At 47.0% G+C, this 13065-nt stretch carries 12 protein-coding genes; all 12 read right to left on the bottom strand.

The genetic code is table 11. From position 1 onward, the window contains the following. Positions 1–16: 16 nt before the first annotated feature. The 12 genes from Q5866_RS17910 to Q5866_RS17855 all read right to left on the bottom strand — a co-directional run bounded on the left by Q5866_RS17910 (position 17) and on the right by Q5866_RS17855 (position 12834). Entirely contained in the window at positions 17–244 is a 228-nt protein-coding gene (locus Q5866_RS17910) for a hypothetical protein (protein WP_303181622.1), read from the bottom strand. After that, complete coding sequence (locus Q5866_RS17905) at positions 241–714, bottom strand: DUF3990 domain-containing protein (protein WP_099290127.1); 474 nt, start codon at positions 712–714, stop codon at positions 241–243. Before Q5866_RS17905 ends, Q5866_RS17910 begins: the two co-directional genes overlap by 4 nt. Then, entirely contained in the window at positions 711–929 is a 219-nt protein-coding gene (locus tag Q5866_RS17900) for a DUF3791 domain-containing protein (RefSeq protein ID WP_099290126.1), read from the bottom strand. Before Q5866_RS17900 ends, Q5866_RS17905 begins: the two co-directional genes overlap by 4 nt. A gap of 200 nt (positions 930–1129) precedes the next feature. Continuing rightward, positions 1130–2287 carry a TlpA disulfide reductase family protein gene (locus Q5866_RS17895; protein WP_303181620.1) on the bottom strand — a complete coding sequence of 386 codons (1158 nt, stop codon included), beginning with the start codon at positions 2285–2287 and terminating at the stop codon, positions 1130–1132. A gap of 21 nt (positions 2288–2308) precedes the next feature. Next, positions 2309–3496 (bottom strand): TlpA disulfide reductase family protein, encoded by a 1188-nt coding sequence (locus Q5866_RS17890; protein ID WP_303181618.1) that lies wholly within the window; start codon positions 3494–3496, stop codon positions 2309–2311. A gap of 19 nt (positions 3497–3515) precedes the next feature. Beyond that, positions 3516–5120, bottom strand: coding sequence for a RagB/SusD family nutrient uptake outer membrane protein (locus Q5866_RS17885; protein WP_303181617.1), 1605 nt, complete (start codon positions 5118–5120; stop codon positions 3516–3518). Between the two features lie 33 nt (positions 5121–5153). Beyond that, complete coding sequence (locus Q5866_RS17880) at positions 5154–8861, bottom strand: SusC/RagA family TonB-linked outer membrane protein (RefSeq protein WP_303181615.1); 3708 nt, start codon at positions 8859–8861, stop codon at positions 5154–5156. Between the two features lie 98 nt (positions 8862–8959). After that, positions 8960–10201: a FecR family protein gene (locus tag Q5866_RS17875; RefSeq protein WP_303181613.1), complete on the bottom strand. Its 1242-nt coding sequence runs from the start codon at positions 10199–10201 to the stop codon at positions 8960–8962. A gap of 264 nt (positions 10202–10465) precedes the next feature. After that, complete coding sequence (locus Q5866_RS17870) at positions 10466–11023, bottom strand: RNA polymerase sigma-70 factor (protein ID WP_099290120.1); 558 nt, start codon at positions 11021–11023, stop codon at positions 10466–10468. A gap of 63 nt (positions 11024–11086) precedes the next feature. After that, a complete protein-coding gene (locus Q5866_RS17865) occupies positions 11087–11854 on the bottom strand; it encodes an alpha/beta fold hydrolase (RefSeq protein ID WP_303181610.1) in 768 nt (255 codons plus the stop codon). Then, complete coding sequence (locus Q5866_RS17860; protein ID WP_186977854.1) at positions 11838–12197, bottom strand: MmcQ/YjbR family DNA-binding protein; 360 nt, start codon at positions 12195–12197, stop codon at positions 11838–11840. The genes Q5866_RS17865 and Q5866_RS17860 overlap by 17 nt, the downstream gene beginning before the upstream one ends. Positions 12198–12240: 43 nt before the next feature. Further along, positions 12241–12834: a type 1 glutamine amidotransferase family protein gene (locus Q5866_RS17855; protein WP_303181608.1), complete on the bottom strand. Its 594-nt coding sequence runs from the start codon at positions 12832–12834 to the stop codon at positions 12241–12243. Between the last annotated feature and the right edge of the window lie 231 nt (positions 12835–13065).

Here is a 13065-nt window from a genome sequence, read left to right as displayed (position 1 = left end):
TTTCACATGAAAAACATTATAGATAAGTAGCTGTAAGATATTCCTTCTTTAGCAATTCATAGGTATATGATGGACTTTGGATATATAACTCATTCTCCTTATCTTGTACTAAATCATAGACTTTAGAATTATATATCACATCTAAAGCAGAAATAGCATCCAAATTAAAATCCGCCATCAAATATTGTGTCATTTTATCAACAATATGTGCAATCAAATAATCCGTCTGTTGTTGTATCATCATATCCGTTTTAAAAATTCAATAGCACGTTTCGTTCCAAAAAAGAATTGATTATTCAATTTCCTGTATTCCAACTCTTTTGCCAATTCTTCCAAAGTAAATGAACCTTCTTCGTAACGATTTAGCAAATAAGCTACTCCATCATCTGCTATTGGACCAATAACAATATCATATTCATGCTTGAATGAAAGAGTATTTCTATTGCGGTTTCGATATATAAATTCTGCCCATTCTTTAATCGGCTTTTCAAAAACCAACACATTCAACAAATGATTGGTAAGAACAGCTTCGTCAAAATCATAGACCTGTACGATGGGATTTCCGCCAAAAATTCGGGCTTTCTTTTTTGCTAATTCTTCTGCCTGTGTCTGAAGATTTGTCAAATAAAACCCCTTGCCAAAGTCCTTGTACGGATTAGATTTCTCTATATCAATCTTATCAAAATCTACATTGGTCCCATGATAAAGTATCATTGCAATTGCCCTCCATTTTTGCGACATAAAACAATCAGATCATCCACCGCATCATCTATAGACTGAAGATGCTCCGTTTCGTAGAACTCATCCAAAAAATGAATTCCTTTGAAATGATACAAATACAAAAACGCACTTTTAACCGAAAGCTGAAAGCGTTTGGCAAAAGCACGAATGCAAGCATTCATATAAGGTATTTTATATTTATCATTCATCGTGGATAGATATTAAATAATTTGATACACACAAAAATACAAAAAGTACAGTTCAACCGGACATTTGAACCGTACTTTTTTTTCTGATTCAACAACAAATATCCTCCAAAAACGGAGCATATTGAAAAATTCGCAAGCATGCACAATTTCGAGAAGCTGCTAATATTTAAATTGTTCACATGCTTGCGATATCAATATTTCTATTTTTTCAACGCCTCTTCCACCACTGCCGACAACTCTTCTTTACTCTCCATGTGTGCCCGCACCACGATTTTCCCTTCCTTGTCCACAATCACGAACATCGGGACAGCGCGCACGTAGAACAAACCTCCCACGCAATAAGTGTCTTTCACCCATTCGTCAATCACCTGCGGCCATGGTAATTGCTCCTCGTCCAATGCTTTCTCCCACGAGGCTCTATTCTTGTCGATGCTCACCCCGACAATCTCCACGCCCTTGTCCTTGTACTCCTTGTAAAACTCCCGCACCCAAGGAAAAGAAGCGCGGCACGGCTTACACCAGCTTGCCCAAAAATCAAGCACCACCACTTTACCCCGGAAATCAGACAAACTCAACAAAGAACCGTCCCGCCGTGCTAACGTGAACTCGGGTGCCGGACGTCCCGGTTCAATCCGTTGCCTCAACTCGATACAATCTCGCACTTCTTTCACCAGCTCACTCTCCCGCACCTTCTCGTCAAACAAGCCGAAAACTTGTTCCAACTGCTCCAATGACATTTCGTTCATCATGAAATTCAAGTTATAAGCAGCTGTTTCCACGGACGGGTTAGCCGCCATAATCTTCAACTGCTCTTCCTTTACCCGTGCCATATACGCGTCAAACTCCTTTCTATACACCCAATAAAACGTTGTATCCTCTAACGTTTCTGGAGCATCGAATACCATTTTTGCCAACTCCGCGTATTTCTTGAACTCCGGCATTGTCTCCACCACGTACCATTGTTTATTAATCTCCTCATTTACATCATTATTTTTAGAACCGGTAACCGTCATTCCCTTGATAACCAATTCCTCTTCCTCGTTTATTCCCACGTTTCTCCAATCCCCCCGCATCTCAATCTTACTGTTCTCCAAGGCCACTCTCATCTGAACCGCCTCCTTCCCCTCCGGAGCCACCGTCACCAAGGCAAATCCCACGCACGGCACCTCTCCCTCAAACACGAACTTTCCCCCCTTCATCTTCACCGTGTCACAAATCACCAACCCTCCTTTAGCATGCATCGTCAAAATTGCGTTACCGTTTCCCGCACCTTTAAACACACCTTTCAACACGTACCCCGCTTGGCTGTTGCAAGCGAATAGCACAGTCATTACCAGTAATATCAAACATTTTTTCATCTCTATTCTTTTTAAAATTAATTACTTCCCAATTTCCTTATCCATTAATAATCCATTTACCAACTCCTCCAATTCATACTCCAGATAACCGCATTTGACTATTTTTCCCTCCCGGTCAATCAACACCAAGTGCGGAATACCCGTCACGTCATACAAGTCACTTGCCGTATGCTTCCCACCCGGGAGTTTCTCATCCCGCACGTGCAACCACGGTAATTTTTCTGCATCCAGTGCTTTTTCCCATGCTTTCACGTCCTTATCCACGCTGACACCGAGAATTTCCACCCCTTTGTCATGATACTTCTCGTAAAACTCCTTCAACCAAGGAAAAAGCTCACGACACGGACCGCACCAGCTCGCCCAAAAGTCCACCAACACCACCTTACCGCGTAAATCGGCAAGCGACAGCACCTGCCCGTCACGCTGTGCCAACGAGAACACGGGAGCCATCCGTCCCGGAGACAAACGCTGGCGGGTTTCCAATTCCTCGCGTATTTCGGTCAACATCTCGCTGTTCCGCACCGCCTCGTCAAACAGCCCGAAAACCCGTTCAAACTCTTCCAGTTCCATGCCGCCTATCATGGGTGTCAAATACAACGCTGCCGCTTCCGACGACGGATGTGCCGCCATGATTTCCAGTTGCCTTGTAAACATCAACTCTCGAAAACGATCCTCCAGCACCTGCAACGTATCCGCCTTCCGCATCACCTCGTCCGTCAACTCCGCATTTTCATCCAACGAAGCAAACCACTTTTCCAAACGTTCATAATCCTTGAACTCCGGTAATTTCCGGGTCGAGAAATACACTTCATCCAGAAGATTGCACACCTCCGTGTTCTTACCGCCCGTGACCTTTATATCCCGGATAGAGAAACTCCCCCCGACATTCCGTTCCAAATTTGCCCAGTCGCCTTGCAACTCGATCGGGCTATTTTCCAACACGATAAGCATATCCAACACCTCTTTTCCTTCGGGTGCCACCCGCAAAGAACATGCTGCCACGAAAGGCGTCTTACCCGCGAAACGGAACTTTCCCCCGTTCATCTCGGCTGTGTCCGCTATCACTGATGCACCCGCATGGTCGGTCACGGAGATCACCGCGTACCCGTTCCCCGCATTTTTCAAATTTCCCTTTAGCACATACCCGTCCTTGGGTGTGCCGCAAGCCAGAAACAGGCTTGCAAGCACAACAAACATACTTGTTTTCATCCGATAAAATCAATTATTATTATTTCCAACCTTCATTCTGTTCCCAACCCATAGTCGCCGCTTCAAACGTGTAGAAAGGCAATGCCCAACGCGGGTCATCCGGGGCTATTTCCAATTGCACGCGAGTACTCAAATCAGTCGGGTCTGTCAAAATCTCGCGGCGAACATAGATACCGGCATTTTCCGCCCCGTTCAGACGTTTAACATCATAGAACCGCCAGAAAGCTCCCATCTCGCGCAAACGCTCATCCAACACCTCCTGCACGCTACCGGTAACCCCTGCCTCGGCAGACGCATCGTCCATAAAGCGGGTGCGACGCAACGTCTTCAACGTCTCTGCCGCGGTTCCCTCGTGTCCGCCCCGGGCCTCACACTCCGCCTTAATCAAGTACATCTCCGCCGTCGTCATGCCGATAAGCGAATTACCCGCGAAACGCGAATAACTGTCTAGATTCCAAGGTTTCAAATATTGCCAGTTTTCATAACTGATATATTGCTCGAAAGTATTCGTATCCATTTCAACCAAATTCTCACCGGTCATCAAAAGAGGCGTACAAGAGCTATAGAAATGAATCCAGCGGGCATCATTCTCCCGGTCCCAAAGCTCATAAAAAGACTCGGAAATCGGGCAAGTGCCACCCAATCCTTCCCAAGACACGTTGGGCAAATACAACTCCTCGTACTTCGCCACCGCCTCCGTATCCATGTCATCCAGTTCAAACATCGAACTCACGACTATTTCATCCATCGGCTCACCCTCTTCATCCAACACGCTAATCCAATTCCACTCTTCCAACTCGTATTCAGGTTCATTCTTAAAATCCACCAGAGTATTATGAGCTTTCAACGCCTCCGTCGCGTTCGACAATGCCAGCTCGTAATCTCCCCTGTACAGGGCTACCCGCGCCCGGAATGCCTGCACGGTCGGCACCGTCGGGCGGAAATTATGCGCCTTGTCAAACGTCGTGCGCCCCGCTTTAGTCAACGCCTTTTCTGCCAGCCTCAAATCCTCGTAGATACGTTCCAGCGTGTAGCCCACCGTTTTCCGTCCGGGAACTTCTCCCGCCGTGGCATTATCCCGATAACCGATACCCGGTTTATCGTCTCCCCACAAACAATACTGCGTCAACAGCATAAAGTGGTAATACGCCCTCCCGAAACGAGCTTCGCCTTCCACTTGATCATGGATAGCTTCCGTCGTCTGAATCACCTTATCCAGATACTCCAGCACCGTGTTAAAACGATAAATTCGTTCCCAAACCGGAGTCCAAGTCCACATCATCCACATCGATGTCATCAACGTCTCTCCCTGCCAGCAATATGACTCGTACGTGGTCGGTTCACTTGCCCGCAACCCGTGCACGTAAAACTCCGGTGTCAACTCCACCGCGTCCGTCAACGGAAGAGCTTCCGTCAAGTAAGCACCCGAGGAACTACCTTCCCCCGTTTCAGCATCAACCCGTTCAAACAAATAAAGATCGATACTTCCGGTCAGCCCATAGAGCTGGTCCATGTGGTATATGTAAGCGCTGCCCGACTTGTCCGTGGTCTCATCCAGAAAATCACTGCACGAAGCCATTACCAAGGCTCCCAAGAAAGCAATGATTATATATATTTTTCTCATATTCCTTACTGTTTTTATCCATTCATACTCATTTTACCAACTCTTGAAACCAAGTTTCACCCCAAACGTGAAAACAGGCATCGACTTTAGACTCCCAAGCGGGTAATCAGGATCCATTTTCCCGTTTGCGCTCCAAATCAATCCCAAGTTGCTCGCCTGTGCGTAAACATGGATACGGCTGAACACCCCCTGTTTCGACAACAGGCTTTGCGGCAAGTCATACCCCAGAAACACCTCGTTCAAACGGATATAATCTCCTTTTATAAAATTGTTTCTGAAATACGTGCTAACCTGTATCATGGACGAATATCCATTACCACTCAAGAAATTAGGTTTATTATCATCGTTATAGAGCGGCAATTCAGAATAAGACACCTGATTGGCATATCCCTTGTCATATACCTCAAAAGCCTTGTCCAGACGTTTAGAATAAGCAGCAAGATTTCTACTATTGGGCGAGAAACTGTCATTATAACTCGTCATAACATAATAACCGAACTGCCCCGTGAGCATGAAAGAGAGTGTCACCCCTTTCCATGTGAACATATTGCTGAAACTCAGCGTGCTTTTCGGTTCCATCGTTCCCAAATAGTAAGCCCAGTTATTATCACCAAGCGTTTGCCCTTCCCGGGGAGTCACAAAATCCATCATGCGAGAAGATTCTTCATCCAAAATGGGTTCCCGTGAACCGTCTTTCCCGCCCAGCAACACGTAGCCTTCCGGCGAATACCCCACCGGTTTCAGAACAGTGAAAGAACCGATCGGACGCCCCACGACATAAGAGTTACCAACCGCCAGATAAGGACCCGTGTAACCGAATTTCTTCAATTCGTTATGGTTGTACGAATAATTCAGTATCCCGCTCCAGCTCAAATCTCCCGTGATAGGCAAGTCCGAACCGATTGAAAACTCCACGCCCCGGTTCACAATTTCCGCGTTATTCAACAACATAGACTCCACACCCTGCGAAATCACCGGTACTGTCGTGTTCGCCAACACGTCATAAGAATATTTGTTATAAAACTCCGCGCTACCGCTCAGTTTATGCCCGAAAAACGCCATATCCACACCGATATTCAGCGTCCGCGACTTCTCCCACGTCAGTGTATTGTTGCCGCGTTCCGCTATCGTGTTAAAAGATTCTCCCCCGGAATAAATAAGGCTACCCGGGTGCACTGCCACCGTCGTCACGCTGGATGTCCCCGACTTGCCTGCCGCCACACCCGCGATACCGTACGATGCGCGCAACTTCAACTGGTCTATCCAAGAAGCCCGTTCCATGAACCGCTCGTTTGAAATCAACCAACTGGCACCGAACGACCAGAACGGGGAAAACTTATCACGCACGTCTTCCGCTTGAAAATTGGAAGCATCCGTGCGGAAACTGGCTGTCACCGAATAACGGTTGTCATAGGTATAAGCCGCGTTTGCGTACACCGAGAAAAAACGGTCTTCCAATGTCGATAGGCTCCCCAACTTCTCGAAGGGCATATACGAAGACACCCCGAAAATATTGTTTCTCTTCGTCACGTAATCCAGCTCCGTCAACACGGAATTGGTATATTTATTATACCCGTAACGTGTCACTTTCGGGTCTGCCTCCGTCGTGGCGGAAATAACCTCCGTACCCGCCAGCACGTTAAACGCGTGTTTATCTTTCGTCAGACTGTAATCAGCCTGCCCGCGCAAATTATAAGCCTCATACGTGTGCCCCTCGTTCGAGAACACTCCCCCGGTCGGGAAATAAGAAACATACCGCCCCGTTTCGCCCAACGCGGAATAGGTATTATACAAATCCCTCACGAAAAACGATTCCGACTCGTAAGACACGTGCTTGTCGTATTTCCGTCGCTCGTACTGTCCCTTGGCACTCACGTTCAGTCCCCAGTCCGTCCGGTACTCGAAACCACCTTGTACCCTGTAATTCATCGTCTTCGAATAGTTATCCGTGTATTCCCTATCGGCAACAGGATTATACGTCCAGTCCACCGGAGTCTTGCCGGCATAATATTCCTCCGACATCAACAGAGGCTCGTACACAGTCCGCGAGGTCGATATATGCGTGAAATTCCCTTCGTCATCCTTCAAACGAGTCCACGGGCTAAGCCATTCCCGCACGCTTTCAACACTCGTACCGTTATTCTCCTCACGGCTAAACATCGTGTTCACCGCGAACTCGAACGTCAGGTTCCTCGTCAAGCGGGCGTTACTCGCCAGATTCAGCAACACGCGCCGTTTGCCATTCTCTTGCAGGTAACTATCCTCGTCATCATAAGAAGCCGAAAAAGCGTAATCCAACTTATCGGCGGCACCCCGCAACGACACGTTATACTGCTGACGCACCATACGCCGGAAAATATACTCGTTCAAATCATCTTTCCACATCCCGCTGTTTCCTCGCTCGATAAGCTCCTGTTTTTTAGCATCGTACTCCCCCGCGGTAAGATTCTTCCTATTATCCCGCTCGTACAGCATACTGTATGGAGCCGACATATACCGCCTCCGTGCGGAAGCTCGCGTGTAAGGGTCGTTACCTGCAAAATTAATCGGTTTGTACTTGTGCATCAATTCCTCGAAACGAAACTGATTCTCCGCCGACGCCATGTTAAACAAATAATCCAAATCCGCCCGGGAACTCACCGACCAATATGCATCCGCCGAAATTTCCAACTTGCTCTTTGCCTTGCCTTTCTTCGTGGTAATCACGATTACCCCGTTCGCCGCACGCGCCCCGTAAATGGAAGTCGCTGCCGCATCCTTCAACACCGTCACAGACTCCACGTCGTTCGGGTTAATCGACGCAAACGGATCACTTTCAAGCATATAACCGCTGATGGGAAACCCGTCCACCACGATCAGCGGATCGTTATCCGCCTTAAAATTTCCATCACCCATACTGACTTGCGATATAGTACCTTGTCCCCGGATAGCGAATCGTACCTGTCCGTCCACCGGTGCGCTCACCACCGTCAATCCCGGTACCAACCCGACCAACGCTTGCGCGAGATTGGACGTCGGTTTCCGCCCCAATGTCTCCGCATCCACGATCGAGTAAGCACCCGTGGCACGCTCCTTGGAAATCGTCTGGTAACCGGTAACCACCACGTCGTCCAAGTTCTCGCTATCCTCCTCCATCGTCACCCGGATAAATTCCTTTTTCTCCACCGCGATCTCCTGCTTCTTCATGCCCACGAACGAGAAAACAAGCACATGCGCCCCTTTTTCCGGCAAACGAATCTGGAAACCACCCGTCGAATCCGCCACGACTCCCGAAGCCGTTCCCTTCAACACGATAGTCGTTCCCGGCAGCGGGATTCCCTGCTTGTCGACCACCACTCCCCTGACAATCCTTTCCTCCACTTCTTTCTGCTGCTGGACAGCCTCCTTCCAAATCACGATTGTCTTCTCCTCGATCGAAAACTTCAACCCCGTGCCTTTCAAGCAAGTTGCCAAAATCTCCTCCACCGTGGCATCTTTAAACACGACATTCCGATTTTCAATACCCCTCAAATCGGCATCACTGTACACGAAACTGAACTCCGTCCGCGATTTAATCTCGTTGATGATCTGTTTCATCGAGGCACTCTCCAACTCCATGCTCATTCGTACCTCCTGAGAATAGGCTCCGGCATGCACTTGCAGCGCAAACAAAACCGATAAAATAAACGTCGCTTTCATCATTAAAATCAACTTCATTAATTTTCTATGCCTATCCATATAGGCATAACATTTTTTTTCCATAACTTTGTATTTAAGATTCAACAATATTTCAACACCTGTTTGCAGCAGGATTGAAAAATTTGACAAGGGGCAGTGTTTGCAGCACCGCTCCTTTGTTTTTATTTCACTACAATTTTATTCTTATTAATCTCAAATTTCACCTTTCCCGTCCGTTCGATAAACTTCAACACGTGGGCGATATCCTCGTGTTTCTTGATATTCACCGAATAGGGAATCCGCTTCAACTCCTCGTTGGCGTAAGTCACGTCGAACGAGTACCAGCGTCCCAATTCATCCAAAATGACAGATAACGGCTGATTATCAAACACCAATCGCCCGTCCTTCCAACCGACATACAACTCTACATCCACTTCCGCCACCGTCAACCGATCGCTCTCCCGATTGAAATCAGCCTGTTGCCCGGGTATCAACTTCACACGCTGTCCTTCTGCCGACACGTCCACCCGTCCCTGCACCAACGTGGTCAACACGTTTTCCTCTCCCTCGTATGCCCGCACTCCGAAGGAAGTACCCAACACCAATACCTCCACGCCCCTCGCCTCCACCGTGAAAGGCTTCTGTTCATCACGCACCACGTCGAAGTAAGCCTCCCCCCGCAAATACACTTTCCGCCTCTCGCCCGAGAACTTCACGGGATACCTCAACTCTGACTCGGCATTCAGGTACACCGTTGTCCCGTCCGCCAGCACGAGCGTGTATTCCCCGCCCCGCGGTATCCGCAACAAGTGATATTCCTCCGTTCCGCCCGGTTGTCCCCCTTCCGCGTCTTCATATCGCAATGTATCGCCTGCATTACTTACCCCGTTCCCCACCATCCGGTTTGCCCCGTCTGTCAACAAAACCTTGTCACCACCCGGCAAAATAAGTTCAGCCTTTGCCTTCCCCGGAGTTATTTCCGCCACAACAGCCACCTGTGCCTTCTCGCCCTCACGATTCAGGAAGAAATAAACAATTCCCCCGATAACCAACGGTAAAGCAAACATCGCCGCATACCGAATCCACGACAATCTCCGCACACGCCGTTCCCCGCGTGTCGTCCGGTTCAAAATCCTCTCCCACGCCCAATTTTCCGCCTCCGGCGATTTCACGAACCGACGGAATCCTTCTTCCAGATTCCGCGTGGACACCAATCGTTGAAACATCTCTTCGTGCTCTTCGTTTGCTTCCCGCCAAGCCCTCAACTCCCGTTCACCCGCGTCATCCAACTCACCCTTCACGTGGTTCAAAATCAATCGTTTTATCCTATCGTCATCCCGTATTTGCATACTTTTGTTCTTTGGTTTTATACTAAAGCACGCGAAGTAGCGTTTGGTGTAATACCAAAACACACTTTTTTTCATACTTTTTTATTTTACGCTAAAAATCAAGCTATTATATAGCTACAATTTCTGAAAAAATTTAGGGGTAATCCTCCAAAAGATATTTATCTTTCTACTACATACAAAGTATTTCAATTGAATAAATTTGTATTCAATTACTAAATAATTCCTATTCATTTCCTATTATAATAGGAGTTGAATGGGAGATGCTATAAAGCAAGTACAAATCAATATAATATAAAATATTACTTATTTTATAAAATTAAGAATTAACGCGACTCGTTCTTAAGAAATCCACAACAAGATAGACAACACATTTTTCAAACGCTCTTTCATGTAATGATTGGCGTTATTCTTGTGCTTTTTCACGGTATTAACCGAAATATTCAATTTCCGGGCAATCTCCTCGTGGCTACACCCGTCCAGACTCATTTGATACACCTCTTTGCAGGCGGGGGACAATTCGTCGAACACGGAAAGCAAAGCCTGAAATATCTCGGATTCCAGAATCTGATCGAGAAAAGACTCCGAATCATCCCCTTCCCGAATCATCCTTTCGGCATACTTATTTTCCACCTGCCGATGCCGGAGCAAATTCAAGCAATCGTGCCGCACGGCTTTATAGAGATAAGCCTTCACGGCATTTTCCACCCGAAATTCCATCCTTTTCTCCCACAACGCCACAAAAGCATCCTGCACGACATCCTCGATCACATCCTCGTCAGTCACGTACTTCGCCGCGAAATAACGCAAAGCAACCACATACCTGTCGTACAGCACACGGAACGCTTTCTCCCCTCCGCGAGCAAATTCCTGTATTATATCTACTTCTCTCGTGTCCAAATTAACGCCATTTTCTTCTACAAAAATACAATAAAAAATGGAATAACTTATTTACCCCGTGATTTACAGAACACGTCCGATACTTTTATAAAATTCCTCTTTCGCTTCAATCTCCAAGAACGGAGAATGCCCACAACGTTCCAACACGTGTAGATCATAATTGACTTTAGCCTCGCGCAAAGGTTCGATTATTCCATTTAAGGGGTGCGGGTCCAAGCTGCCATGAATAACGTGTACTTCGGATCGTAGCCGCGGAAGAATCTTCATGAAATATCCCTCCCGCCGGAGTGTTGCCGCCTCCGTCCAAACCCGTGCATACATCTGTCCGTCCGGTTCGTATTCATTCGTGAAATCCGATACATGATAGTTATCACATTGGGCAACGAGCTTACCCAATTCTTCCATATCTTTATCCGTGGCGTTTCCCGATAATTCCGGCAGGCATCTTTCAAAACGTTCCCGCTCTCCCGGCGAAAGTCTTTTCAAACGATTATCCATGATTTGAGGTACATATTTTTCCTCGAAAGGGGGACACCCGACCAGCACAAGTTGTTTTACCCGTTCCGGGTATCGCACGGTAAACAAGATAATCAGCCATGCCCCCCATGAATGACCGACAAAAGTCACCGCCCCATCGATTTCACGGCAAACCTGCTCGTGAAGTTCCTGTATCAATTCCTCGATCGAATAGCGGGTCTGGAATGGTTCCAACACTCCGTTTTGTAAAGATAGTTCTTCAGCCATAGGCTTTAAAGAACCTTTAGCACCCGGTCCGCCATGAACCAAAACAACGGAGTACGGGGCACTCCCGTATCTACGCGTTATATTCATCCCTTTTCTTTTTAGGCAGCTTTTTGACCACTTCTTCCACCGAGTGATTTATCAATTCTTTGATTAGTTTATCGGGCACATCACTTTCCAGATATACCGTTATCCAATATTTTTTATCCGAATAAAAACCAAAGAAAATCCCCTCGTAACGCTCCATCAACTCCACCGATTTAGCCGGATCACATTTCAAGTTCGCCCAGAATCGTCCGTCCTTAGTGCGCAACGGGGCAAAAGTAAACATCTTATCCATGATTTTATACACCAAGGTGTACTCGTCAAACGGCATACATTCCGTCGCCCCTTTAACAGACAGGCAATAATCTCTGTATTCTTCAATATTCATAAACACCTATCATACTTGTAATGAATCCAAACCAAACGTTTCCCTACCTCACGTATCCATTCTTGTAAAAATCACAGGCCTCCTCTATTCTAGCGGGTTCGTCGGCTTTCAGCAGCAACAGCAATTCACGGGTAAATTCGATGTACCCGCAGCCATTAGCGGTCACGATATTCCGGTCGCCGACGGCTTGTGCCTCGACGTAACCCGCTTCATTCGTGTACCGTTCTCCGGCATATTGTTTCAGGTAGGGAAGCGTGTTGCTCGTGTGCTTCACGTCATTCAAGAAACCGTGGATACCCATGAAGACGGAAGCGTTGCAAATCGCACCCACGATTTTTCCTCGTTCCAAAGCTCTCCGGACGATAGGTACTACTTGTTCCGCCTCGGGCGAAAACCAACTCGTTCCGCCAACCAGAACCAAAGCCGCGTAATCATCGGGCATGGTTTCGAAACTATAATCAGGCAGCGTGCGGAATCCCCCTATCGAGGGCACGAGTTCCAAAGTCGGGGCGACGGTCCTTACCGTGTATTTCACTTCACTGCCCGGCATCACTCCGGTACTCAATGCGGTTGCGAGGAATGCCCCTTCCCAATCGGCATATCCATCCAGAATAATAAATAAAACTTCTTGCTTCATATTAATTATCATTTTATCCAATAACAAAAGTAACTATTTTTTCAAACAAGGGATGGAAACAATAAACCTTTCTCTTTGTTTTTTGTCTTAGAATCAGATAGATTAAAAGAACGAGCATGGAATTATATATATGGATTCCACGCGATTATAAACAATTAAAGAATAAAACATGAAAACTTTAACCCTAATCATTTCGTCATTATTCCTTTTAATGACAGTAAGCTTGAATGC

The organism is uncultured Butyricimonas sp., from assembly GCF_959596855.1.
Classification (GTDB): Bacteria; Bacteroidota; Bacteroidia; order Bacteroidales; family Marinifilaceae; genus Butyricimonas; species Butyricimonas muris.
This window is presented reverse-complemented; position numbering and strand designations above follow the sequence as displayed.